The 23,749-nt window shown below is 73.3% G+C and carries 19 protein-coding genes; all 19 read right to left on the bottom strand.

The genetic code is table 11. The features are described 5' to 3' along the window. Positions 1 to 231 precede the first annotated feature (231 nt). Positions 232 to 1,911, bottom strand: coding sequence for a DNA repair protein RecN (gene recN / locus ACFFGY_RS13170; protein WP_377044950.1), 1,680 nt, complete (start codon positions 1,909 to 1,911; stop codon positions 232 to 234). A 24-nt stretch (positions 1,912 to 1,935) separates the two neighbouring features. Continuing rightward, positions 1,936 to 2,820, bottom strand: a complete 885-nt coding sequence (locus ACFFGY_RS13165) for an outer membrane protein assembly factor BamD (RefSeq protein ID WP_377044949.1) — start codon at positions 2,818 to 2,820, stop codon at positions 1,936 to 1,938. Positions 2,821 to 2,979: 159 nt separating this feature from the next. Continuing rightward, the gene (lpxC, locus tag ACFFGY_RS13160) at positions 2,980 to 3,936 is read right to left on the bottom strand and encodes a UDP-3-O-acyl-N-acetylglucosamine deacetylase (RefSeq protein WP_377044948.1); all 957 of its coding nucleotides are present in this window, start codon (positions 3,934 to 3,936) and stop codon (positions 2,980 to 2,982) included. A 174-nt stretch (positions 3,937 to 4,110) separates the two neighbouring features. Further along, positions 4,111 to 5,718: a cell division protein FtsZ gene (gene ftsZ / locus ACFFGY_RS13155; RefSeq protein WP_377044947.1), complete on the bottom strand. Its 1,608-nt coding sequence runs from the start codon at positions 5,716 to 5,718 to the stop codon at positions 4,111 to 4,113. Positions 5,719 to 5,783: 65 nt separating this feature from the next. After that, positions 5,784 to 7,091 carry a cell division protein FtsA gene (gene ftsA, locus ACFFGY_RS13150; protein ID WP_377044946.1) on the bottom strand — a complete coding sequence of 436 codons (1,308 nt, stop codon included), beginning with the start codon at positions 7,089 to 7,091 and terminating at the stop codon, positions 5,784 to 5,786. 160 nt (positions 7,092 to 7,251) lie between these two features. Beyond that, a complete protein-coding gene (locus ACFFGY_RS13145) occupies positions 7,252 to 8,088 on the bottom strand; it encodes a cell division protein FtsQ/DivIB (protein ID WP_377044945.1) in 837 nt (278 codons plus the stop codon). Next, positions 8,078 to 9,016 carry a D-alanine--D-alanine ligase gene (locus tag ACFFGY_RS13140; RefSeq protein WP_377044944.1) on the bottom strand — a complete coding sequence of 313 codons (939 nt, stop codon included), beginning with the start codon at positions 9,014 to 9,016 and terminating at the stop codon, positions 8,078 to 8,080. Before ACFFGY_RS13140 ends, ACFFGY_RS13145 begins: the two co-directional genes overlap by 11 nt. Beyond that, on the bottom strand, positions 9,013 to 9,987 hold the full coding sequence (gene murB, locus ACFFGY_RS13135; RefSeq protein WP_377045050.1) for a UDP-N-acetylmuramate dehydrogenase: 975 nt from the start codon (positions 9,985 to 9,987) through the stop codon (positions 9,013 to 9,015). Before murB ends, ACFFGY_RS13140 begins: the two co-directional genes overlap by 4 nt. Before the next feature lie 26 nt (positions 9,988 to 10,013). Beyond that, complete coding sequence (gene murC / locus ACFFGY_RS13130) at positions 10,014 to 11,492, bottom strand: UDP-N-acetylmuramate--L-alanine ligase (protein WP_377044943.1); 1,479 nt, start codon at positions 11,490 to 11,492, stop codon at positions 10,014 to 10,016. Positions 11,493 to 11,511: 19 nt separating this feature from the next. Next, entirely contained in the window at positions 11,512 to 12,639 is a 1,128-nt protein-coding gene (gene murG / locus ACFFGY_RS13125) for an undecaprenyldiphospho-muramoylpentapeptide beta-N-acetylglucosaminyltransferase (RefSeq protein ID WP_377044942.1), read from the bottom strand. Beyond that, complete coding sequence (locus ACFFGY_RS13120; RefSeq protein WP_377044941.1) at positions 12,636 to 13,790, bottom strand: FtsW/RodA/SpoVE family cell cycle protein; 1,155 nt, start codon at positions 13,788 to 13,790, stop codon at positions 12,636 to 12,638. Before ACFFGY_RS13120 ends, murG begins: the two co-directional genes overlap by 4 nt. A 16-nt stretch (positions 13,791 to 13,806) precedes the next feature. Beyond that, entirely contained in the window at positions 13,807 to 15,195 is a 1,389-nt protein-coding gene (murD, locus tag ACFFGY_RS13115) for a UDP-N-acetylmuramoyl-L-alanine--D-glutamate ligase (protein ID WP_377044940.1), read from the bottom strand. Then, entirely contained in the window at positions 15,195 to 16,283 is a 1,089-nt protein-coding gene (gene mraY / locus ACFFGY_RS13110; RefSeq protein ID WP_377044939.1) for a phospho-N-acetylmuramoyl-pentapeptide-transferase, read from the bottom strand. The genes murD and mraY overlap by 1 nt, the downstream gene beginning before the upstream one ends. Continuing rightward, on the bottom strand, positions 16,280 to 17,665 hold the full coding sequence (locus tag ACFFGY_RS13105) for a UDP-N-acetylmuramoyl-tripeptide--D-alanyl-D-alanine ligase (protein ID WP_377044938.1): 1,386 nt from the start codon (positions 17,663 to 17,665) through the stop codon (positions 16,280 to 16,282). The genes mraY and ACFFGY_RS13105 overlap by 4 nt, the downstream gene beginning before the upstream one ends. Continuing rightward, positions 17,662 to 19,182, bottom strand: coding sequence for a UDP-N-acetylmuramoyl-L-alanyl-D-glutamate--2,6-diaminopimelate ligase (locus ACFFGY_RS13100; protein ID WP_377044937.1), 1,521 nt, complete (start codon positions 19,180 to 19,182; stop codon positions 17,662 to 17,664). The genes ACFFGY_RS13105 and ACFFGY_RS13100 overlap by 4 nt, the downstream gene beginning before the upstream one ends. Then, on the bottom strand, positions 19,166 to 21,235 hold the full coding sequence (locus ACFFGY_RS13095) for a peptidoglycan D,D-transpeptidase FtsI family protein (protein ID WP_377044936.1): 2,070 nt from the start codon (positions 21,233 to 21,235) through the stop codon (positions 19,166 to 19,168). The genes ACFFGY_RS13100 and ACFFGY_RS13095 overlap by 17 nt, the downstream gene beginning before the upstream one ends. Further along, complete coding sequence (gene ftsL / locus ACFFGY_RS13090; RefSeq protein ID WP_377044935.1) at positions 21,232 to 22,257, bottom strand: cell division protein FtsL; 1,026 nt, start codon at positions 22,255 to 22,257, stop codon at positions 21,232 to 21,234. Before ftsL ends, ACFFGY_RS13095 begins: the two co-directional genes overlap by 4 nt. Next, positions 22,254 to 23,210 carry a 16S rRNA (cytosine(1402)-N(4))-methyltransferase RsmH gene (gene rsmH / locus ACFFGY_RS13085; RefSeq protein ID WP_377044934.1) on the bottom strand — a complete coding sequence of 319 codons (957 nt, stop codon included), beginning with the start codon at positions 23,208 to 23,210 and terminating at the stop codon, positions 22,254 to 22,256. The genes ftsL and rsmH overlap by 4 nt, the downstream gene beginning before the upstream one ends. Further along, positions 23,207 to 23,701 (bottom strand): division/cell wall cluster transcriptional repressor MraZ, encoded by a 495-nt coding sequence (locus ACFFGY_RS13080; RefSeq protein WP_377044933.1) that lies wholly within the window; start codon positions 23,699 to 23,701, stop codon positions 23,207 to 23,209. The genes rsmH and ACFFGY_RS13080 overlap by 4 nt, the downstream gene beginning before the upstream one ends. Positions 23,702 to 23,749: the final 48 nt, after the last annotated feature.

Raw genomic sequence — 23,749 nt, 5'->3', positions numbered from 1 at the left:
CACGGGAACCTGGCCGGACCTACGCGCTCCGGGTCCATGACCCGGAGCGAGAAACGTGTCAGCCAGCGCTGACAGGAGGCTGTCTCTTTTCAGGATGAGCAGCGGCCGCCATCACGCGGCCGGCTTCCACCCGCCGCGCGGCAGCGTCCCAGGAAAAGATGAGAGGGGGTCCAGGGGGAGAGAATTCCTTCTCTCCCCCGGCCTCACCCCGTCAGTGCACGGCGCAGACGTTCAAGCAGCGCCGGCCAGCAGCTCGTCCGCCGCGGCGCGGGCGGCCTCGGTGATGCGCTCGCCGGCCAGCATCCGGGCGATTTCCTCGCGCCGGTCGCCGGTGTCCAGCGGCTCGACGCGGGTTTCGGCGCGGTCGCCGCGCACGCCCTTGGCCACGCGCAGGTGCGAGGCGCCGCGCGCCGCCACCTGCGGGCTGTGCGTCACCACCAGCACCTGCAGCCGGTCCGCCACGCGCTGGAGGCGCTCGCCCACCGCGGCGGCCGTGGCGCCGCCGATGCCGCTGTCGACCTCGTCGAACACCAGCGTCGGCACCGGCGAGCCGCGCGCCAGCACGACCTTGAGCGCCAGCATCAGCCGCGACAGCTCGCCGCCCGAGGCGATCTTGGCGAGCTGCCCCGGCGTCTGGCCCGGGTTGGTGCTGACCAGGAAGGTCACGCGGTCCACGCCGTCGGCCGCCCAGGAGGCTTCCTCGCGCGGGGCGATCTCGATGTGCAGCCGGGCGCGGTCGAGCTTGAGCGGCGCCAGTTCCCGCGCCACCGCGGTTTCCAGCTTGCGCGCGGCGGCGGTGCGCGCCTCGGTCAGGGCGTTGGCGGCCCCGAGGAAGCTGTCGCGCGCGGCCTTGGCGGCGGTTTCCAGCGCGGCCACGCGGCCGGTGCCGGCGTCCAGCGCGCCGAGGCGCTCGCGCAGGCTGGCGAGCAGCGCGGGCAGTTCCACCACCGGCACGGCGTGCTTGCGGGCGGCCGCGCGCAGCGCGAAGAGGCGTTCCTCCAGCTGCTCCAGCCGCTTCGGGTCGGGGCCGATATCGGCGCTCAGCCGCTCCAGCAGACCTTCCGCGTCCGACAGCGCGTCCTGCGCCGCGGCGAGGGCGGCGAGGGCCGGGGCGGCTTCCTCGTTGGGCGGCGGCAGGCGCTCCAGCGCACGGGCGGCGTTGCGAAGGGCCGCCGCCGGGCCGGTGCCGCCGCGACGGTCGCGCGGCTGCAGCTCGCTGAGTGCAGAGGCGATGGCCTCGGCCCGGCGCTCGCCCTGTTGCAGCGTCTGCCGCTCGGCCGACAGCGCGTCCTCCTCGCCCTCCTCGGGCGCCAGGTCGCTGAGCTCGCCCACCGCGTGGCGCAGCCATTCCTCGTCGCGCTGGGCGGCGGCGATGGCGTCCTGCGCCTCGCGCAGGGCACGGTTGGCGTTGCGCCAGGCGCGGAAGCACTCGCCCACGCCGTTGCGCCGGGTTTCCAGCGCCCCGAACGCGTCCAGCAGCCCACCATGCGTGGCGGCGTCGGCCAGGCCCACCTGGTCGTGCTGGCCCTGCACCTCGACCAGCAGGGCGCCGAGGCGGCGCAAGAGGCCCACGCCCACCGGCTCCCCGTTGACGAAGGCGCGGGAACGGCCGTCGGCATTGACCACGCGGCGGACCACGATCTCGTCCTCGGGCTCCATGCCCTGCTCGGCGAGAAGCGCGAAGGCCGGGTGGTCGGGGGTGGGGGCGAAGGCGGCGGTGACGCTGGCCTGCGACTGGCCGGCGCGGACCATGCCGCTCTCGGCACGCTGGCCCAGCGCCAGCCCGAGGCTGTCGAGCAGGATCGACTTGCCGGCGCCGGTCTCACCGGTCAGCACTGTCAGGCCGGCGCCGAAGCGCAGATCGAGGCGCTCGATCAGCACCACGTCACGAATGGAAAGTGAGGCGAGCACGCGGGCTCCCGCAGCGGTTGCGGTTCAGAAGATGGCGTTGGTGACCCGCCGGAAGAAGCCCGGACGTTCATCCGGCGCGGGCGGGGCACCCTCCACCAGGAGAGCATAGCTGTCCTGGTACCAGGGATTGCCCGGGTAGTTGTGGCCCAGCACGCTGGCGGTCTGCCGCGCCTCGTCGCGCAGGCCCATGGCGAGGTAGATCTCGGTCAGGCGGTGCAGCGCCTCGGGCACGTGGTTGGTGGTCTGGTAGTTGTCCACCACCACGCGGAAGCGGCCGATCGCCGCGGCGTAGAGGCCGCGCTTCTGGTAGAAGCGGCCGATCTCCATCTCGCGCCCGGCCAGGTGGTCGCGCGCCAGGTCGATCTTGAGGCGCGCGTCGCGGGCATAGGGCGTGTCGGGGAAGCGGTTCACCACATCCTGCAGCGCCGCCATCGCGGTGGAGGTGCCGGACTGGTCGCGCTGGGCGTCGTTGATCTGCTCGTAGTAGCACAGGCTGCGCAGGTAGTAGGCGTAGGCGATGTCGCGATGCGCCGGGTGCAGCTGGATAAAAGTGTCCAGCGCGGTCAGCGCCTCGGTGTAGCGGTTGCGCGAGTATTCGGCATAGGCGCCCATCAGCCGGGCATTGGTGGCCCAGCTGGAATAGGGGTACTCGCGCTCCACCGTTTCAAACAGTTCCACCGCCTGCGCCGGCTTCTCGGCCTTCAGCGCATCCATGCCGCCGGCGTAGAGGCCCTCGGGCGTGTGCTCCCGCGCCGCCAGCTCCTTGGCGCCCAGCGAGTCCGCCTTGCCGTTCCAGGAACTCAGCCCGAGCGTTTCGCAGCCCGGCAGCATCAGCGGTGCCAGCACCAGCGCCGCCAAGGGCAGCAGGCGCCGGGGGCGGCGGTTGGCGGGGCGGGGGTCGGCGGACATGCGCATGGTGGGCGCCCTATAGCACGGCCGCGCCCGGCCGGCAGGGGTGGAAGTGCCGATCTCCGTCCGGGGGGAGGACGGCAGGCGGGCGCGATGCGGGGGAGGGGGGACGAGGGGGGAAGGAAAGGTCGGGCGAGCGGGGTGGAAGCGGGGGGAGGGTCAGGCCGGCACGGCGGCGGCCGGCAGGCGGGCATTGGCGGGGGCCGTGGCGAAGCTCGGGGCCGCCAGCCGCCAGGCCTTGTTGTCCGCGAAGAGGGCGCGGAGCAGGCGGTTGTTCAGCCCGTGGCCGGAGCGGTGGCCGACGAAGCGCGCCTGCAGCGGCGCGCCGGCCAGCGACAGGTCGCCCACCACGTCGAGCAGCTTGTGGCGCACGAATTCCTCCGGGTGGCGCAGCCCGCCGGGGTTCAGCACCAGCGGGCCGTCCACCACCACCGCGTTGGCGAGCGAGCCGCCGCGGGCGAGACCGGCGGCGCGGAGTCGCGCCACGTCCTCGGCCATGGTGAAGGTGCGGGCATCGGCCAGCGCCTCGCGGAAGGCATCGGCCGTCACGCGCAGCGACAGGGCCTGGCGGCCCACCGCGGTGCCGGGGAAGTCGATGCACAGCGCCGCCTCGAGGCCGGGGCGCTTCGAGGGGTGCAGCTCCGCCCAGGCCTCGCCCTCCTCGACGCGCACGGTCTTCAGAACCTCGATCGTCTCCCGGGGGGTGAAGGAGGCGACCGTGCCGGCGCAGTCGATCAGGAACACGAAGGGGGCGGCGGAACCGTCGAGAATGGGGATCTCGGGGGCATCCACCTCGATCACGGCGTCGTCCACGCCGCAGGCCGCCAGCGCGGCCAGGACGTGCTCCACCGTGCCCACGCGCGCGCCATCGGCCTCGAGCGCGGTGCAAAGGCGGGTGTCGTTCACGCGGTCGAAGCGGCCGGGGATGTCGCGGCCGAGGTCGGTGCGGCGGAACACGATGCCCGAGCCGGCCGCCGCGGGGCGGAGCGTCATGGACACGCGCGCGCCGGTATGCAGGCCCGTCCCGACGCAGCCGATGGCCGCCTTCAGGGTCCTGCGAAAACCGGAAGCGTTGGGGATGTAGCCGTCCACGAACCCACTCCTGCCGACGGACATGCTTCCGTCGAGAAGGAAACTGGCACCCTCCGGGGAACAACGCCATTCAAGCGTTGTTTCTCCATATTTCGCCGCAAGTGACTGATTTCGCCTGAATTTCGGCATGAAAAAACCCGCCCGGAAACAACCGGGCGGGTTCGAGTCGTGCTGCGCCCGCGAAGGCGCGGCGGCGTGTCAGTTCTTCTGACGGCGCAGGAAGGCCGGGATGTCGAGCCCGGTCTCGGTGGCCTGCGGCGCGCGGGGCGCGGCCTCGGCCCGCGGCGCCTGCGGGACGGCGGGGGCCTGCAGCTGCGGCTCGTCCACGGGCGGACGGCGCATCAGCCCGGTCGCCTGACGGAACAGGCGGTTCAGGCCACCCGGCGCGGCGGTGGGCGCGGGCGCCACCGGGGCGGGGGCGCGCGGCGCCGCCAGCGGGCCGCGCAGCACGGGCTCGTTGGTGGGCAGCGGGCCCTGCGGCGCCTCTTCCTCGACGGGTTCGGCGGCCACCGGGGCGGGCGCGGAGGGCGCCGCCTCGGCCACCGGCGGCTGGTCCAGGTTGGCCGGACGACGCGCGGCGAGGCGCACCGGGCCGGGCGCGTTGGAGCCGCTGCTCTGCACCATCGGCGAGGGCGCGGTCATCGGCACGGGGCCGATGGTGGGCGCGCCGATCGGGCCGGAACGGGCGGCGGGCTGCACGCCGCCGGCGCGCGACACCGGCACGCTGCCGGGCACCACGGGGGCACCGATCGGTGAGATCGGGGCGCCGCCGCCGACCGCCACGAGGCGCGGCGCCTCGGCCTGCTGCTGCTGGAGCGTGATGGCCTCGGCGTCCTGGGCGTCGATGCCGGTGGCGACCACCGACACGCGCAGGCGGCCGTTCATCGTCTCATCGACGGAGGAGCCGAAGATGATGTTGGCTTCCTCGTCGACCTCGCGACGGATGCGGTTCGCGGCCTCGTCGACCTCGAACAGCGTCATGTCCCAGCCGCCGGTGATGTTGATCAGCACGCCGCGGGCGCCGCGCATGGAGGTGTCCTCCAGCAGCGGGTTGCTGATCGCGGCCTCGGCGGCCTTGACGGCGCGCTCGTCGCCCTCGGCCTCGCCCGTGCCCATCATCGCCTTGCCCATCTCGGCCATGACGGTGCGGATGTCGGCGAAGTCGAGGTTCACCAGGCCCGGATTGACCATCAGGTCGGTCACGCCGCGCACGCCCATGTAGAGGACGTCGTCGGCCATCTTGAAGGCCTCGGCGAAGGTGGTGCGCTCGTTCGCCTTGCGGAAGAGATTCTGGTTCGGGATGACGATCAGCGTGTCGACGTACTGCTGCAGCTCCTCGAGCCCTTGCTCGGCGGAGCGGCGGCGCTTCGGGCCTTCGAAGTCGAAGGGCTTGGTCACCACGCCGACCGTCAGCACGCCGCGCTCACGCGCCATGCGCGCGATCACCGGGGCCGCACCCGTGCCGGTGCCGCCGCCCATGCCGGCGGTGATGAACACCATGTGCACGCCTTCGAGATGGCGCGCGAGGTCCTCGGTCGCTTCCTCGGCGGCGGCGCGGCCGATCTCGGGCTTGGCGCCGGCGCCCAGGCCCTGCGTCAGGTGCGGGCCGAGCTGCACGCGACGCTCCGCACGGCTGTTGAGCAGCGCCTGCGCGTCGGTGTTGCTCACCAGGAACTCGACCCCATCGAGCCCCATGGCGATCATGTTGTTGACCGCGTTGCAGCCGGCACCGCCGACGCCCACCACGGTGATGCGCGGCGAGAAATCCGTATGCTGCTGACGCGGCATGGTCAGATTGAGTGTCATCGGCGTAGCCCCCCTATCGGCGACGCAATCAAAGCGAAAAGAACTATCCCCACCGGCACATTGCCTCAGACCCGATCCTTTAGCCAGTTCACGAAGCGCGCAAATTTGCCGCGCGCCGCAACTGTTCCGGGATCGAGGTCGAGGATCGGCCGACCTTCACCCGCCCCCCAGGCGAGCAAGCCCAATGTCGTAGCAAAGCCCGGGCCATGCGCGATCTCCGGCAACCCGCGCACCGGATGCGGGCGTGCGAGTCGCACCTGGCGATCGAGCACGCGTGCCGCGAGTTCGCGCACGCCGACCATCTGGCTCGCACCGCCGGTGAGCACGACGCGCGAGCCGACTTCGGAGCCCAGCCCCGCGGCTTCAAGACGGTCGCGCACGAGTTCCAGTGTTTCTTCCAGCCGCGGGCGCACGATGTTCATCACCATCGACCGCGGCACGCGCGCGAGGTGGTCCTCGTCCTCGCCCACCTGCGGGAAGTGCAACATCTCCTTCTCGTCCTCGGCGGTGCCCATGACGCCGCCGTGCAGCGTCTTGATGCGTTCCGCCTGCACGATCGGCGTGGTCAGCCCGCGCGCGAGGTCGTTGGTGACCTGCCAGCCGCCGACGGGAACCTGCGCGGTGTGGATCAGGTGGCCTTCGTGAATCACCGCGAGGCTGGTGCAGCCGCCGCCCATGTCCACCACCGTGGCGCCGAGTTCCTTCTCGTCATCCACCAGCACCGCCAGCGCCGCGGCGTAGGGCGCGGACACGAGCTCCTCGATCTCGAGATCCGAGCCCGCGAGGCAGGCGCCGAGATTGCGCAGCGATGCGGAGGACGCATTCACCAGGTGCAGCTGCGCGCCCAGCGTGTCGCAGATCATCGAGCGCGGATCGTCCACGCCCGGCGTCGCGTCGATGGTGAAGCCGAGCGGCACGGCATGAACGCTTTCGCGCCCTTCCTCCATCGCGCGGCGGCGTCCGTCGGTCAGCACCGCGCGCAGGTCGGCTTCCGTCACCGCGCGGCCGCCGATGGTCCATTGCAGGTTCTGCAAGCGGCTCTCGGGCTGTCCGCAGGACAGGTTGCAGATCACGCCCGACAGCTTGTGGTCCGCCATCTCCTCGGCGGTGGCGACGGCGTCGCGCACGGCGTGCTCGGCTTCCACGAGGTCGACCACGTTGCCGCCCTTGATGCCGGCGGAACGCTTCCATCCGTAGCCCAGCACGCGCGGCAGCCCGTCATTGTCGATGCGCGCGATCAGGCAGGCGACCTTGGTGCTGCCGAGGTCGAGCACGCCGAAGATGCCGGGCCGCGCGCGGCGCAGCCGGCGGCGCGGCGGCGGCGGTGCGTCGTCGAGGTTCTCGACCGGGCGACGGCGGGTGATCTGGTTCACGGCGCTCTCACCCTTTGATCTGCTGCGCGGTCCGTTCCGCGCTTCGCTGCGTGCGTCGTTCCGCGCGCGGCCGGGCGCGCCGGATGCCGTTCCGGGCGCGTCGCCTCGTGGGTCGCCTTGTGGGTTGCCCCGTGGGTTGCCCCGGTCGCCACCTGCGCCTTCACCCTCTGGCGCTGCCGCGCTTCGGATCGGCTGGGGCCTGCGGCGCGTTGACCTGCCGCACCACGAGACGGTCGGGCAGGCGCATGTCCACGCTGGCGAGCGGCCGGTCGAGCAGGGCGTTTCGCTGCTGCAGCTCGGCGAGGCGCTGGATGGCGGGCTTCTCCTCGCCCTCGGGCAGCAGGATGTCGGCGCCGTTGTGCAGATGGAGGTTCCACCGACGCTCGCCCACCCGCACCAGCGCCTGCGTCCGCGCCAGCACGTCGGGTGCCGTCTTCAGCAGGTCGTAGAGTGCCGCTGCGCTCTTCTCCGCCCCCGTTCCCACGATCAGCGGCAGGGGTCCGAAGGCGTCCAGCCGGTCCGTCGCCACCACCCGACCCTCCCGGTCCACCACCGAGAAGCGGCCCTGGTTCTGCCAGATCGCGAAAGGGCGGCGTTCGGTCACCCGCACCACCACGGTTCCGGGAAGGTGGCGCTCCACCTCGGCGCTCTCGACCCAGGCCAGGTTCTGCAGCCGCTCGCGTGCTTCCTCGGGCGAGAAGCTGAGCGTCGGATCCCCGACCTTCACGCCGAGCGCCTGCCGGATCATCGCCCGCGGCGCGTTCTCGGCACCGTCGATCTGGATGTCGCGGATGCGCAGGCCCGCCTCGGCCGTGGCGGAGGCGAGGCCCGAGCCCAGGGCGAAGAGCTGTCCCGCCGGGTTGAAGGCGGCGACGCCCAGCGCCACCACGCCGACCAGCGCGGACGCGATGCCGATGCGGATGGCCGGCCGCACGAGGTTGCGGCGCCGCCGCAGCCACAGGCGGAAGCCCGAAGGGCGGACGGCCTCACGCGGCATGGCGCTGCACCCCGTCGTGCCGGGCCTGTTCCACGATCCAGCGGCACAGGTCCGGGAAGGCGATGCCGTTGTGCGCCGCCTGTTCCGGCACCAGCGAGGTCTGCGTCATGCCGGGCTGGGTGTTGACCTCCAGCAGCACGAGGCGCCCGGGCTCGCCGGCGGTGTCGTCGTAGCGGAAGTCGGCGCGCGACACGCCGCGGCAGCCCAGCGCCAGGTGCGCCGCCACCGCGACCGCCATCGCCTGCGCGCGCACGTCGGGATGGATCGGTGCGGGCAGCACGTGGCGGGAGCCGCCATCGGCGTACTTGCTCTCGTAGTCGTAGAACTCGCCGGCCTCGGCGCTGATCTCGGTGACCTCCAGCGCGCGGTCGCCCATCACCGCCACCGTCAGCTCGCGCCCCGCGACGTAGGGCTCGGCCATGATGGCGCCGAAGCGCCAGTTGCGCGCGATCTCGGCACGGCGGTTGTCGCCGGCCTTGAGGATGTGCACGCCCACCGAGGAGCCTTCCTCGACCGGCTTGATGACGTAAGGAAGCGGCAGCGGGTCCTCGCGCTCCAGCTCGGCGGCATCCACCACCTTGTGCGGCACCACCGGCAGGCCGGCGGCGGCGAAGGCAGCCTTGGCGGCGGCCTTGTTCATGGCGACCGAGGAAGCGCGCACGCCCGAATGCGTGTAGGGGATGCCCAGCCAGTCCAGGATGCCCTGGACGCAACCGTCCTCGCCGAAGCGGCCATGAAGGGCGTTGAACACCACGTCCGGCTTGGCCTCGCGCAGGGCGGCGATCAGCGCGCCCGGGTCCTCGCCCACCTCGATGCGGGTGACCGCGAAGCCCGCCTTTTCCAGCGCGGCGGCGCATTGCCGGCCGGACGACAGCGACACCTCGCGCTCCGCCGAGATACCCCCCAGCAGCACGGCAACGCGCATCATCGGGCCTTCTCCCCCAAACGCTTGATTTCCCATTCCAGCGAGATGCCGGACATGGACAACACGCGGGCGCGAACGACCTCGCCCAGCTCCTCGACCTCGGCCGCGGTGGCACCGCCGAGGTTGAGCAGGAAGTTGCAATGCTTCTCGCTGACCTGCGCGCCGCCGATCTGCAGCCCCCGGCAGCCGGCCGCGTCGATCAGCCGCCAGGCCTTGTCGCCGGGCGGGTTCTTGAAGGTGCTGCCGCCCGTCCGTGCACGAACCGGCTGCGTCGCTTCCCGGCTCTGACGGATCTCCCCCATGCGGGAGGCAATAGCAGAGGCGTCGCCGGGCGACACACGGAATCGTGCACGCGTGACGATTCCCCGTTCGGGCAGGGTCGCGTGGCGGTAGCGGAAGGCGAACTCGGCGGCCACGAGGCGGCGCAGGCCCGTGGGCGTCGCGATTTCGGCCCAGTCCAGCACGTCGCAGACCTCCCGTCCGTAGGCGCCGGCGTTCATCGCCACCGCGCCGCCGATGCTGCCGGGGATGCCGCTGAAGAATTCGAGGCCGGTCATCGAGGCAGCGGCCGCGACCTCGGCCAGGGTCGCGTCCAGCACGGCCGAGCCCGCCACGAAGCCGTCGCCATCGCGCGTGATCTCGCTGAAGCCACGCGCCAGGCGCAGCACCACGCCGCGCAGGCCGCCGTCACGGATGATCAGGTTGCTGGCCGCACCCAGCACGGTCAGCGGCACCTCGGCCGGCAGGGCGCGCAGCAGGGCGAGCAGGTCGTCCAGGTCGGCCGGGCGCACCAGCCACTCGGCCGGGCCGCCGGTGCGGAACCAGGTCTGCGGCCCGAGCACCGCCTCGGCGGCCACGCGGCCGCGCAGCCCGGCGAGGAAGGGCGGCAGCGACGCGGCCTCGCCCGCCGGCGGAGCCGTGTTGCCGGCACCCGCAGCGGGGGCGCTGCCGTCGGGTCCGGCCCCGTCCACCATGGCGGCGTCACTCCCGGCCGTGGCGCTCATGCGGTGGGCGCGGCCACGCGGCGCGGCGCCTGCGAGGGCGCGCCGAAGGCGTCGCGCGGGCCGGACTTGGCCTGCAGCGCCTGCAACTGTTCCGGCAGGGCGTGCGCCCAGGTGGTGATGGAGCCGGCGCCGAGGCAGACCACGTAGTCGCCCGGCCGCGCGATGGCGTGCACCATCTCGGCCAGGCTGTCCGGGCCCGGCAGCGGCACCACCGAGCGGTGGCCATGGGCGCGCAGCCCCTCGACCAGCCCGTCCTTGTCCATCCCCTCGATGGGTTGTTCACCCGCCGCGTAAACGTCGGCCACGATCACCGTGCCCGCGTCGTTCATGCACTTGCAGAAGTCCTCGAACAGCGATTGCAGGCGGGAATAGCGGTGCGGCTGCACCACGGCGACCACGTCGCGGGCGCCGGCCTGGCGCGCGGCCTTGAGCACCGCCGCGATCTCCACCGGGTGGTGGCCGTAGTCGTCGATCACCGTGATGCCGCTGGCCTCGCCGACGCGGGTGAAGCGGCGCTTGACGCCCTTGAAGGAGGCGAGGGCGGAGCGGATGACCTCTTCCGGCACGTCCATCTCGACGCCGACGGTGATGGCGGCCAGGGCGTTGAGGACGTTGTGCTGGCCCAGCATCGGCAGGCGGAAGGGCTTGAGGTGGCGGGTGCGCTTGGCCAGGCGGTCCTGCACCACGACCTCGAAGGTGGCGCCCATGCGGTCGGTGATCACGCGCTCGGCCCGCACGTCGGCCTGGGGCGAGAAGCCGTAGGTGATCAGGCGGCGGTCGCTCAGGCGGGGGATCATCGCCTGCACCTCGGGGTGGTCGGCGCAGAGCACCGCGAAGCCGTAGAAGGGGATGTTGCCGACGAACTGCGCGAAGCCCTCCTTCATCGCTTCCGCCGTGCCCCAGTGGTCGAGGTGCTCCGGGTCGATGTTGGTGACGATGGAGACCACCGCCGGCAGCTTCAGGAAGGAACCGTCGCTCTCGTCGGCTTCCACCACCATCCAGTCGCCCTCGCCCAGGCGGGTGTTGGTGCCGTAGGCGTTGATGATGCCGCCGTTGATGACCGTCGGGTCGAACTTCGCCGCTTCCAGTACCGCCGCGATCAGCGAGGTCGTGGTGGTCTTGCCGTGCGAGCCGCCCACCGCGATGGCCCAGCGCAGGCGCATCAGCTCGGCCAGCATCTCGGCCCGGCGCACCACCGGCAGCAGGCGTTCGCGCGCGGCGGAAAGTTCCGGATTGTCGCGCTTGATGGCCGACGACACCACCACCACGGCGGCGTCGCCCAGGTTGGCGGCGTCGTGGCCGATGGTGATCTTCATGCCCGCCTTGCGCAGGCGGTCGATGTTGTAGCCCTCCGACACGTCGGAGCCCTGCACCTGGTAGCCCAGGTTATGGAGGACCTCCGCGATGCCGGACATGCCGATGCCGCCGATGCCGACGAAGTGGATGGGGCCGATGTTGAGCGGCAGGGCGCGCATGCTGGCAGCCTCCCCTGGGTCAGCGAGTGGTGGTGTGGTGGGAGCGGGCGAGCGCCTGCACCCGGTCCGCGAGCAGGGCCGCCGCGTCGGGGCGGGCGAGGCGTGCCGCGGCGGCGGCGGCCTCGGCGAGGCGGGTAGGGTGTTCCAGCCGCGCGGTCAACGCGGAAGCCAGGGCTTCCGGCGTGAACGAGCTTTGCGCGATGACCTCGGCCGCGCCGGCCTCGGCCAGGGCGCGGGCGTTGCCGGCCTGGTGGTCGTCGATGGCGCCGGGCAGCGGCACCAGGATGGCGGGGCGGCCGGCGCAGGCGATCTCGCAGACGCTGGAGGCACCTGCGCGCGAAACCACGAGGTGGGCTGCGGAATACAGCGCCGCCACGTCGGCGAAGAAGGGCGCGAGCTCGGCCCGGACCCCGGCATCGGCATAGGCGGCGCGGACGCGGTCGAGGTCTTCCGCACGGCACTGCTGCGTCACCCGCAGGCGGGCGCGCAGCGGGGCGGGGATCAGGGCCAGGGCCGCCGGCACCACGTCGCTGAACACCCGGGCGCCGAGGCTGCCGCCCAGCACCAGCAGGCGGATCTCTTCGGTCGGGGCCTCGTAACCTTCCCCCGCCAGGGCGGCCAGCGCCGGGCGGATGGGGTTGCCCACGACCTCGGCCCGGACATTCCCCGGCACGCGGGTGGTGCCCTCGAACACCAGCGCCAGCAGGTCGGCGCCGCGGCTGAGGAAGCGGTTGGCGCGGCCGAGCACCGCGTTCTGCTCATGGAGGATCACCGCCGGGCGCTTCGCAGCCGGCAGGGTGCGCACCGCCAGCACCGGCGGCACGGAGGGGTAGCCGCCGAAGCCCACCACCGCCGCCGGCTCCAGCCGGTTCAGCAGCACCCGCGCCGCGATCGTGCCGCGCGCCAGCGCCAGCGCGCCCAGCGCCGCCTTGGCCGCGCCGTGGCCAGCCAGGCCCGAGCCCGGCAGCACGAAGCGCTCGGCGCCCGCGAAGGCCGCGCTCTTCAGCGCGCCGGAGCGGCTGTCGGTCATCAGCGCCACGCGCTCGCCGCGCGCGACGAGTTCCGCCGCCAGCGCCTCGGCCGGGAAGACGTGACCGCCGGTGCCGCCGGCCGCGATCACGTAGGGGCGCACGCGCGGGCCCCTCACGCCCCAACCTCGGCGTGACGGCCCTCGGCATTGCGGCCGGTGCGGCGGCGCGTCAGCGCCAGCAGGAAGCCCATGCCCAGCGCGATCGCCACGACCGAGGAGCCGCCGTAGCTCACGAAGGGCAGCGTCATGCCCTTGGTCGGGATCAGGTGCAGGGTGGAGGCCATGTTCACGAAGGCCTGCAGCCCGAACTGCGTCAGCAGCCCGGTGACGGCCAGCACGATGAACATGTCGGTCTCGGCCAGGAGGCGGATCAGCCCGCGCACCACGATGAAGATGAACAGCGCGATGATCGCGGCGCAGACGATGGCGCCGAACTCCTCGCCCATCACGGCGAAGACGAAGTCGGCATGGGCGTCGGGCAGGACGTTCTTGATGCGGCCCTCGCCCGGGCCCACGCCCATCAGCCCGCCATTGCCGAAGGCTTCCAGCGCCACGTTCACCTGGTAGTTGTCGCCCGCCGCCGGGTCCATGAAGCGCTCCACGCGCGAGCGGACGTGGGGCAGCGTCAGGTAGGCGCCGACGCCGGCCAGCGCGCCCAGCCCGGCGACGCCGCCCACCGCCACAACCGGCAAGCCGTTGATGAAGGCCTGGGTGAAGAACACCACCGAGATCACCAGCAGCATGCCGATGTCGGGCTGGCTCTTCAGGATCAGCGCGATAAAGGCGTAGCAGCCGACCGCCGCGGCCCAACCGGCCCAGCGGGAGATCGGGCCGCTGCCGCGCACCTCCGACAGCAGCCAGGCGGCCGCCACGGCGAAGCAGGGCTTGAGGAACTCGGAAGGCTGCAGCGACATGCCCGGGATCGGCAGCCAGCGGCGGCCGCCCTTGATCTCAACACCGACGACCAGCGTGGCGGCGGTCAGCACCAGCCCCGCCGCGAAGCCCAGGAGCGCCAGGCGCAACACCTGCCGGGGCGAAAGGATCGAGACGCACATCATCACCGCCGCCGAAAGGGCGAGGTAGCCTACCTGGCGAATGATGAAGAAGTTGCGCGAGGAAGCGCCGATGCGCTCGGCCACCGCGGGCGAGGCCGCCAGCATCATGACGTAGCCGAAGCCCATCAGCGTCAGCAGTGCCGCCAGCGTCCAGCGGTCGATCGTCCACCACCAGCGTCCCAGCACCGAGGAGTCCGCGCGCGAGAGGGCCATGAGGAGGCTGCTCCGATCAGGAGGAAGTGGCGGGGTGGAGAACCAGCTCGCGGAAGCGCTCGCCGCGCGCCTCGAAGCCGGAAAACTGGTCGAAGGAGGCGGCGGCCGGGCTCAGCAGCACCACCGGCGCGCCGGTGCGCCGGGCGGCCTCGCGCGCCGCCGGCACCGCCTGCTCCAGCGTGCCGGCCACCGCGTGCGGCACGCCGTGCGCGCGCAGGGTTTCGGCGAAGTCGGGGGCGCACTGGCCGATCAGGATGGCCTCCGCAACCCGAGGGAAGAAGGGCGCCAGCGGCGCGATGCCGCCTTCCTTGGGCACCCCGCCCGCGATCCAGACCACCCGGTCGTAGGTGCCCAGCGCCCAGGCGGTGCTGTCGGCGTTGGTGGCCTTGCTGTCGTTGACGAAGCGGATGCCGTCCTGTTCCGCCACCCGTTCCTGCCGGTGCGGCAACCCGCCGTAGCTGCGCAAGCCCGCGGCCACCTGATCGCGCGAAAGGCCGATCCGCAGCGCCACGGCGGCGGCGGCGGCGGCGTTCTGCGCGTTGTGGGTGCCGGGCAGGGCCGGGGCCTCGCGCAGGTCGAGGAGGGGGCCGGCCTCGTCGCGCAGGATCGTGCCCTCGGCCCAGACGCCACCGGGCTGCGGCGTGCTGCCGGAGACCGGCACGAGGCGGCCGGTGACGCGCCCCGCCAGTTCTCGTGACAGGACGTCGTCCATGCCCAGCACCGACACCGTGTTGCCCAGGAAAATCCGCGCCTTGGCTTCGGCATAGCCCGCCATGCCGCCGTGCCGGTCGAGATGGTCCGGGCTGAGGTTCAGCATCACGCCGGTGTCGAAGCGCAGCGCGTCGAGGCGCTCCAGCATGTAGGAGGACATCTCCAGCACGTAGGCGCCCTCGCGCAGCAGGGGCAGCGAGGTCGCGGCCGGGCCGAGGTTGGCGCCGGCCTCCGCCGCCATGCCGGCGCTGCGCAGCATGTGGTGCAGCAGCGCCGTGGTGGTGGACTTGCCGTTGGTGCCGGTGACGCCCAGGAAGCGCGCGGCGGACCCCGCCGCCTTGGCGGCCAGGAACAGGAACTCCGCGTCGCACAGCACCGGCGCGCCGGCCTTTAGGGCGCGGGCGGCGGCGGGGTGGACGCGCGGCAGGCGGTGCGGGATGCCGGGCGAGAGCAGCAGCGCCTCGGCCGCGAAAGGTTCCGCGCCCGCGTCGCGCAGGGTGAAGCCTTCCGCCGCGGCCTCTGCGCGCTTCGCGGCGTTGTCGTCCCAGACGGTGATCTCCGCGCCCCAGCCGCGCAATCGGCGCGCCGCCGGCAGCCCGGCCTTGCCCAGCCCGACCACAACGAAGCGCCGCCCGGCGAAGGGGCGGAAGCCCACCTCGTCGATCGCCGCGTGGGGGTTCGGGGCGGCGGTCATTAGCGGATCTTCAGCGTGGAAAGGCCGATCAGGGCCAGGATCATCGCCGCGATCCAGAAGCGGATCACGATGGTGGGCTCGGCCCAGCCCTTCTTCTCGAAGTGGTGGTGCAACGGTGCCATCAGGAAGACGCGGCGGCCGGTGCGCTTGTACCAGAAGACCTGAACGATGACGCTGACGGTTTCCACCACGAAGACGCCGCCCACAATGGCCAGCACGATCTCGTGCTTGGTGGCGACGGCCACCGCGCCCAGCGCGCCGCCGAGCGAGAGCGAGCCGGTGTCGCCCATGAACACTGCGGCCGGCGGCGCGTTGTACCACAGGAAGCCGAGCCCCGCGCCGATCAGGGCGCTCAGGAACACCGCGAGCTCACCCGTGCCGGGCACGAAGTTCAGCTGCAGGTAGTCCGAGAAGATGCGGTTGCCGACCAGGTAGGCGATCAGCGAGAACACGCCCGCCGCGATCATCACCGGCACGATGGCGAGACCATCCAGCCCGTCGGTGAGGTTCACCGCGTTGGAAGCACCCATCATCACCAGCATCGCCACCACGGGGAACAGCAGCCCCAGCGGGATCAGCAGGTCCTTGAACACCGGCACCGTCAGCTGGTGCTGGAGGTTGTAGGGCATCAGCCAACTCAGCCACACGGCGACCACCAGCCCGAGGCCCGCCTGCACCACGAGCTTCATCTTGCCCGACACGCCCTTGGTGTTGCGCTTGGTGACCTTCAGCCAGTCGTCCCAGAAGCCCAGCAGCCCGTAGCCCAGCGTCACGATCAGCACCGCCCAGACGATGCCGGAACGCAGGTCCGCCCAGAGCAGCGTCGAGCCGCACAGCCCCAGCAGGATCAGCACGCCGCCCATGGTGGGCGTGCCCTTCTTCTCGATCAGGTGACGCTCCGGCCCGTCCGCGCGGATCGGCTGCCCGCCGCGCTGAAAGGTGCGCAGCCAACGGATCACGGCGGGGCCGAAGATCATGGACACCAGCAGCGCCGTCAGGCAGGCGGCGCCCGCGCGGAAGGTGACGTAGCGAACCAGATTGAACAGGAAGAACTGCTCGCCCAGAGAGGTGACGAGGTTATAGATCAACGCGAAATTTCCTTGTCACCGTTCCGGAGCGCCGCGACCAGCACCGCCATGCGCATGCCGAGCGAACCCTTGATCATCACCGCGTCGCCGGGCCGCAGCGCCCCCGCCAGCACCGGCGCCAGCGCCGCGGAGTCCGGGGCCCAGGCGCCGCGCCGCGCGGGCGGCAGCGCTTCGAACATCCCGCGCATCAGCGGACCGCAGGCATACACGAGATCGGCCGCCGCGGCGGCGTCGGGCGCCAGCGAAAGATGCAGCCCTGGCCCGTGCTCACCGAGTTCCAGCATGTCGCCCAGCACCGCCACCCGCCGCGCCGCCGGCTGCGCGCCCAGCACGCCCAGCGCCGCGCGGATCGACACGGTGGAAGCGTTGTAGCTTTCGTCCAGCAGCAGGATCTCGCCGCCCCGGAAGGGCAGGCGCTGCCGTGCGCCGCGACCGGCGCCGGCGGTGAAGCCGCCCAGCGCCTCGGCCACGACGGCCGGATCGGCGCCCAGCGCTTCGGCCGCGGCCAGGGCGGCGGTGGCGTTGAGCGCCATGTGCCGGCCGGGCAGGGGCAGGTGCAGCCGGAGGCTGCGGCCGTGCAGCACCACCTCGGCCCGCGACGAGGTCGCGTCGCCGTCCCAGCCCAGGAGGCGCGCCTCGGCCGCCTCGTCCAGCCCGAAGCGGACCAGCCGCGCCCCGGCCTCGGCCGCGCGCTCGGCCAGGCGTGCCGCGTGGGGGCCGTCGGCCGGGATCACCGCCACGCCGCCGGGCTTCAGGCCCGCGAAGACGTCGGCCTTTTCCTCGGCGATGATCTCCTCCGAGCCCAGGTGGCCGACATGCGCCGGCGCCACCACGGTGATCACCGCCACGTCCGGGCGCGCCAAGCGCGACAGCGGCGCGATCTCGCCCCGGTTGTTCATGCCGATCTCGATCACGGCGAAGCGGGCCTCGGCCGGCTGCCGCGCCAGGGTGAGCGGCACGCCCCACTGGTTGTTGTAGCTGGCCACCGCCGCGTGCGTCGGCGCCACGGCCGAGAGTCCGTGGCGCAGCATCTCCTTGGTGGTGGTCTTGCCGACGCTTCCCGTCACCGCCACGAAGCGCGCGCTCGACCGCGCCCGCGCCGCCGCCCCCAGCGCCGTGAGCCCCGCCAGCGTATCCGCCACGCGCAGCAGCGGCGCGTCGGGCCCGACGCCCGGCGGGTCATGGTCCACCAGCACCGCCGCCGCGCCGGCCGCCAGGGCCTGCGCCACGAACTCGTGCCCGTCGCGCTGGTCGCGCAGCGCCACGAAGAGGTCGCCCGGCTGCAGCGTGCGGGTGTCGATCGACAGGCCGTCCACCGCCACCTCGCCGGGCAGCGTGCCGCCCGTGGCCGCGCGCAGCGCCTCCGCCGTCCACAGCGTCATGCCGCCACCCCCAGCCCGAGGAGGCGCCGCACCACCGCCACGTCGTCGAAGGGCGTGGTCACGCCGCCCACGGTCTGGCCGCTCTCGTGGCCCTTGCCGGCGACCGCCAGCACGTCGCCCGGGCGGAGGTCATCCAGCGCGGCGGCGATGGCGCCCTCGCGGTCGCCGGCGTCGATGCCGCCGGGGCAGCCCGCCAGCACCGCGCGGCGGATGGTGGCCGGGTCTTCGGAGCGCGGGTTGTCGTCGGTGACCCAGCAGCGGTCGGCGCCCGCCGCCGCGGCCGCACCCATCAGCGGGCGCTTGCCGGGGTCGCGGTCGCCGCCGGCGCCGAACACGACGTGCAGCCGCCCGCCCGGCGCGACGTGCGGACGCAGCGCCGCCAACAGCCGTTCCAGCGCGTCGGGCGTATGCGCGTAATCCACGTAGACCGCGGCACCGTTGTCGAGCCGCGCCGCCAGCTCCATCCGGCCGCGCACGGTGCGCAGCGACGGCAGCAGCGGCAGCACACGATCGAGCTCCAGCCCCGTCGCCACGGCCAGCGCCAGCGCCATCAACACGTTGTCGGCCTGGTACCGGCCGGGCAGGGTGAGCGGCAGCGTGGCCCGCTGCCCGAAAGCCTCAACCTCCAGCACCTGTCCTTCGGGCAAGGGCTCGTGACGCAGCAGGCGGATCGTTTCGCCGCGCTCGCCCACGGTCAGCAGGCGCAGGCCCCGCGCCACCGCGACGTCGCGCAGCGCCACCAGCGTCGCGGCCTCCATGTCCGCGTTCGCCACGGCCGGGGCGCCCGCCGGCAGCAGCGCGTCGAACAGCCGCAGCTTGGCGGCGCGGTAGCCCTCCATGCCGCCGTGGTAATCGAGGTGGTCGCGCGTCAGGTTGGAAAACCCCGCCGCCGCCAGCCGCGTGCCGTCCAGGCGGCGCTGTTCCAGCCCGTGCGAGGAAGCCTCGATCACCGCGTGCGCCACACCCGCCCGCGCCAGCGCCGCGAGGTCCCGGTGCAACGCCACGGGTTCGGGCGTGGTCAGCGAGGGGCCGGGCGGAAACCCTTCCGCCACGAGGCCCAGCGTGCCGAGCGAGGCCGCGCGGAAACCGGCCAACCCCCAGATCTGGCGCAGGAAATCCGCCGTGCTGGTCTTGCCGTTGGTGCCGGTGACCGCCACCAGCACCTCGGGCTGCGCGGCGTGGAAGCGCGCGGCCATGCGCGCCAGCGCCGCCCGCGCATCGGTGGCCAGGATCAGCGGCCGCGCCGGCACGCCCACCGGCCAGGTGGTGCCCGCGGGCGCCAGCACCGCCGCCGCGCCGCGCGCCACCGCGCCCGCGATATGGTCGCGCCCGTCGTGGCGGGTGCCGGGCAGGGCGGCAAACAGCCAGCCGGGTTCCACCGCGCGGCTGTCGGCCGTCAGGCCGAGGATGGCCACGTCGCCGGTCCCTGCTTCACCGGCACCGGCGGGCGGAGCCGCCCCGTCCGGCAGCAGCGAGGCTTCCGTCAGGGCGCTCCGCAGCTCATCGAGCCGCGGCATAGGTGTTGTCCCATCGTCCCCCGCCCGTGCCGCTGGCGGCGGGCAGGGCCTCGGTGGTGCGCAGCGGGCCGCGCGTCGGGTTCTCGGCCGTACCCGGCGGCGTGGTGGTGGCCGGCGGCGCGAGCGGGCGGGGCGGCGTGGCGAGGTTGCGGGTCGAGGCCGGGCGCGTGGTGGCGGGCGCGGCGGCGGCGCCGGGCTGGCTCGCAGGCTGGGCCGCCGCCTGGGCGGCGCCGGTGGGGGCGGGGTTGCGCGGGGCGGGCCCGCGGCCGGGCTGCAGCGGCACGTAGAGCGACTGGAGGATCGCCGGGTCCTTCGGGTCGTCGGGCACCATGCCCAGGATCGGCGCGATGCGGGCCACGGCGCGCGCGGCGGCGGGCGCCGCCACCCAGCCCGCGGTGGCGTAGCCGTAGCTGTGCGCGTTGGGCTTGGGCTCGTCGATCATGAGGTAGATGGCGTAGCGCGGCGCCTGCATCGGGAAGGCGCCGGCAAAGGCGGTAATGCGCTTGCCCTGCACGTAGCCGCCGTTCGGCCCGGCCTTCTGCGCCGTGCCGGTCTTGCCGCCGAGGAAGTAGCCCGGAACCTCCGCGGTCTTGCCCGAACCGTCGGTCACCACCACGCGCATCAGCTTGCGCACCAGCTCCGTGGTCTTCTCGGTGATGACGCGCACGCCGTCGCGCTGCGTGCCCGGCGGCTGCATCAGCAGCGTCGGCTGGCGCAGCGTGCCGCCGTTGGCGATGGTGGACACCGCGTTGATGACGTGCAGCGGCGTGACGCTGATGCCCTGGCCGAAGCCGATGGTGTAGGTGCTGGCATCCCGCCACAGCGAGGCCGGGGGCGCCAGCGGCGTCGCCAGCTCCGGCAGCTCGAGATGCAGGCGCGACAGCATGTTCATGCGCCCGAGGAACTCGCGCTGCCGCTGCGCGCCGACCTGGATGGCGATGCGCGCGGCGCCGATGTTGGAGGAGAACTGAATCACCTCGGGCAGCGACAGCACGCGGTTCTTGCCCTGGAAGTCGCGGATGGTGAAGCGGCCGATGCGGATCGGGTGCCCGGCGTCGAAGGTGCTGTAAAGATTGGCCGTGCCGTAATCGAGCGCCATCGAGGTGGTCAGCAACTTGAAGGTCGAGCCGGGCTCGTAGGTGCCGACCGTGGCGCGGTTGAAGCGCTGCTCGGGCGTGGCGCCACCGATGTCGCCCGCGTCGTAGTCGGGCAGCGACACCATGCCGATGATCTCGCCGGTGCGCACGTCCTCGAGCATGCCGGCGCCGCCGATGCCGTTGAAGTCGCTGATCGCCTGCGTCAGCGTGTCGCGCAGCGCCACGTTCACGCGCACGTCGATCGACAGGCGCAGCTCCTGGTCGGGCGCCTGCCGCAGGCGCTCGTTGAAGTAGCGCTCGACGCCCGACACGCCCTCGTTGTCCACGTCGACGTTGCCCAAGACGTGCACCGCCGCGCGCCCCTGCGGGTAGTAGCGCCGCTCGGAGGTGTGGAACTCCAGCCCCGCCACGCCGAGGTCGTTCACCGCCTGCGTCTGACGCGGCGTCAGGGCGCGCGCGATATAAGCGAACTGCTTGTCGCCCGACAGCCGCGCGGCCAGCTTGGCGCGGTCCATCTGCGGCAGGATGCGCGCGAGCTGGTCGGCCACCTGTGCTGGGTTCTCGATCTGGCGCGGGTTGGCCACCAGCTCCGTCACCGGCAGCGACACGGCCAGGATCTCGCCGTTGCGGTCGGTGATCGGGGCGCGGCTGGCGGCCGTGGCCACCGGGGCGCCGGTGGCGGCCTGCATCGCGATGCGCCGCGGCTCACGCGGGTCGAGCATCGTGGCGATGGCGAGCTTAGTGCCCACCGCGGCGAACAGCACGCCGAAGCCCATCGCGGTCAGCACCAGCCGGCCGCGCGAACGTTCCAGCGCGGCGCGCCGGGCGAGGTCGGGCTGCGACTGCCGCGCGCGGCTGCCGTTGTCGTCCACCCGCGCCTGGGCGCGGGGCAGGGGCGGGGCGGCGGCGGGACGGCCGGGCTGCGCGTCCGGCTGCGGGGCGCGGGGGCCGCTCATCGCGCGCCGTAACCGTAGCCGCCGTTATACCCGCCGGCCGAGGCCACCGGCACCGGCGGCGCCAGGAAGCCGCGGGCCGCGCCCAGCGAGGAGCCGAGCGCGGAGGCCGGGGCCTGGGGCGGCGACATGGCCGGGCGGTAGAGCGGCTGCGGCGCGGCCTGCGCCACCTGCGCGGCGGCGGGCGGCGCCAGCGGCACGGAGCGAGGCACTGCCACCGGGGCGGTGTAGGGGCGGGGGGCGGGAAGCGGACGGGCGGAGGCCAGCGTGGCGCGGGGCGGCTCAACCGCGCGCTCCGCCGCATCGGCGGCCGCCAGCTCCTGCCGGCGGCGCTCGGCGCGCTCGGCCAGGCGGCGCTCGTTGTCGGCGCGGCGGCGCTGGGCGGCGGCGAGCTCGACGCGGCGGCGCTCCGCCTGCTCGGCGGCCTCGGCCGCTTCGGCCCGCGCCGCCTCGGCCCTTGCGCTTTCGGCCCGTGCATTTTCAGACCGGGCGATCTCGGTCCGGCTCGGCTCGGTGCGCGCCGGCTCCGCCCGGGCGGGTTCCGCGTGCGCCGGCTCGGCGCGGCGCGGCGCCGGGGCCGCCACCGCGGCCGAGGCGATGGCCAGCGACGGCGCGTCGGCCGCGGGCTGCGCGGGGGCCGCGGCTGCCACGGCCTCGGCCGGCGCTTCCGCGGGCTTGTTCTCCGCGACCGCGGTGCCGGGCAGGTTGGCGAAGATGTTGGGCGCGCCGTTGAAGGCCACCGCCTGCGGCAGGCGGCGGTCGAGGTCGGCCGCGCGGATGAACTGCGACGGCTGCATGGTGTCGAGCGGCAGGTACTGCTGGACGTTGCGGCGCAGGCGCTCCGGCTCGTTCAGCAGCTGCCACTCGGCCCGCAGGATGCCGGTGCGCGCCCGCGCCGCCTCGGTCTGCGCCTGGATGCCGGCCAGCTGCTTATCGAGCAGCGAAACCTCGTGCTTCACCTGGTACAGGTGCAGCCCCGCCCCGCAGGCCGCGATCAGGGTGAGCAGCGTCAGGGGCCGGATCATGCGGCAAGTCTCTCCATGGCGCGCAGCCTCGCGGAGCGGGCACGCGGATTCGCTCGGGTCTCGTCCGCCTCGGGGCGCTGGGCGGAGGTGGTTAACAGGCGGAAGCCGGCGGCGTCGCGCGGGCGCAGCGCCGCCGGGTCGTGGCGCGACGCGGCCGGGGTGCGGCCTGTGGCGTCGCGCAGGAAGCGCTTCACGATGCGGTCTTCCAGCGAGTGGAAGGCCACCACCACCAGCCGCCCGCCCGGCGCCAGCAGCGCGGCCGCGGCTTCGAGGCCGCGCTCGACCTCGCCCAGCTCGTCGTTCACGTGCAGGCGCAGCGCCTGGAAGGTGCGGGTGGCGCCGTCGATCCCCGACGGGTCGCGCGGCACGGCGCCGCGCACGATCTCGGCCAGCCGCGCGGTGGTGGTGATTGGCGCTTCGGCACGGGCGGCCAGGATCGCGCGCGCCACGCGGCGGGCGAAGCGTTCCTCGCCGAGTTGGAAGATGATGTCGGCTAGCTCGCGCTCGCCCAGCCTGTTCACCAGGTCGGCCGCGCTCTCGCCCGCGCGCTCCATGCGCATGTCGAGCGGCCCGTCGGTGCGGAACGAGAAACCGCGCTCGCCCTCGTCGAGCTGAAAGGACGACACGCCGAGGTCGAACACCACCCCATCCGCCGCCGGCACGCCGTGCTCGGCGGCCAGGGTCCCGAGGTCACCGAAGCGCCCCTCGATCAGGTGCAGCCGGCCGTTCGAGGCCTCCGCCAGCGGGGCGCCGCGGCGGATCGCGTCCGGGTCGCGGTCCACGGCCCAGACGTCGCAGGCAGCGGCGTTCAGGATCGCGCCGGTGTAGCCGCCGCCGCCGAAGGTGCCGTCCACGTAGTGGCCGCCGTCGCGCGGCGAGAGCGCGCGCAGCACCTCGCGCAGCATCACCGGGGCGTGGCCGGGCTTGGAGGCGAAGTCGAGGGCCGCGCTCATGCCTCGCCCCGCACGGCGCCGGTGCCCAGCGGGCCGTTGGCCAGCTTCATGGCGCGCTGGATTCGCTGCGCTTCCTGGCGGGCCTTGGCGGCCTCGGCCAGGCGGTGGCGCAGCGCCGTGGGCTCCCAGATCTGGAACTTCTTGCCCATGCCGGCGAAGCAGACGCTGTCGGTGATGTTGGCGTGGGCGATCAGGTCCTCGCGCAGGGTCACGCGGCCCTCGCCGTCGGGGCGGATGCCCTCGGCCTGCGAGAAGAGCGTGAGCAGCAGGTCGTCCTGCGGGTCCTCGAAGGGATCAACCGGCTCGGCCGCGGCGGAATGGTGCTCGAAGGCGCTTTGCGGCCAGCCTTCAACGCAGGGGTCGAGCTCGTAGGGACGCAAGACGATGTCCTCGACGCCCAGGCGGGTCAGAACGCCGCGGAACGGGGCAGGGATGGAAACGCGCCCCTTCTTGTCGAGCTTGTTGGTGAAAGTGCCCAGGAAGAGGGTCATGATGCAGCACGCCCTCCCCAAAGGCTCGGGAGCCTGCGGACCCCCTCC

This window comes from Roseomonas elaeocarpi (genome assembly GCF_042433915.1).
In the GTDB taxonomy this organism is placed as follows: domain Bacteria; phylum Pseudomonadota; class Alphaproteobacteria; order Acetobacterales; family Acetobacteraceae; genus Roseomonas; species Roseomonas elaeocarpi.
Note: the sequence above shows the minus strand (reverse complement) of the source record. Positions and strands in the feature narration are given on the sequence as shown.

Bases quoted from the DNA above. Each gene is read 5' to 3' on its own strand.
- ACFFGY_RS13140 (WP_377044944.1), bottom strand. From the start codon at position 9,016: ATGATGCGCGTTGCCGTGCTGCTGGGGGGTATCTCGGCGGAGCGCGAG.
- murC (WP_377044943.1), bottom strand. From the start codon at position 11,492: ATGCGCGCCCTGCCGCTCAACATCGGCCCCATCCACTTCGTCGGCATC.
- rsmH (WP_377044934.1), bottom strand. From the start codon at position 23,210: ATGAGCGCGGCCCTCGACTTCGCCTCCAAGCCCGGCCACGCCCCGGTG.
- ACFFGY_RS13120 (WP_377044941.1), bottom strand. From the start codon at position 13,790: ATGGCCCTCTCGCGCGCGGACTCCTCGGTGCTGGGACGCTGGTGGTGG.
- ACFFGY_RS13165 (WP_377044949.1), bottom strand. From the start codon at position 2,820: ATGTCCGCCGACCCCCGCCCCGCCAACCGCCGCCCCCGGCGCCTGCTG.
- ACFFGY_RS13145 (WP_377044945.1), bottom strand. From the start codon at position 8,088: ATGCCGCGTGAGGCCGTCCGCCCTTCGGGCTTCCGCCTGTGGCTGCGG.
- ACFFGY_RS13095 (WP_377044936.1), bottom strand. From the start codon at position 21,235: ATGAGCGGCCCCCGCGCCCCGCAGCCGGACGCGCAGCCCGGCCGTCCC.
- murB (WP_377045050.1), bottom strand. From the start codon at position 9,987: ATGGTGGACGGGGCCGGACCCGACGGCAGCGCCCCCGCTGCGGGTGCC.
- ACFFGY_RS13080 (WP_377044933.1), bottom strand. From the start codon at position 23,701: ATGACCCTCTTCCTGGGCACTTTCACCAACAAGCTCGACAAGAAGGGG.
- ACFFGY_RS13100 (WP_377044937.1), bottom strand. From the start codon at position 19,182: ATGCCGCGGCTCGATGAGCTGCGGAGCGCCCTGACGGAAGCCTCGCTG.
- murD (WP_377044940.1), bottom strand. From the start codon at position 15,195: ATGACCGCCGCCCCGAACCCCCACGCGGCGATCGACGAGGTGGGCTTC.
- ftsZ (WP_377044947.1), bottom strand. From the start codon at position 5,718: ATGACACTCAATCTGACCATGCCGCGTCAGCAGCATACGGATTTCTCG.
- ACFFGY_RS13105 (WP_377044938.1), bottom strand. From the start codon at position 17,665: ATGACGCTGTGGACGGCGGAGGCGCTGCGCGCGGCCACGGGCGGCACG.
- lpxC (WP_377044948.1), bottom strand. From the start codon at position 3,936: ATGTCCGTCGGCAGGAGTGGGTTCGTGGACGGCTACATCCCCAACGCT.
- ftsL (WP_377044935.1), bottom strand. From the start codon at position 22,257: ATGATCCGGCCCCTGACGCTGCTCACCCTGATCGCGGCCTGCGGGGCG.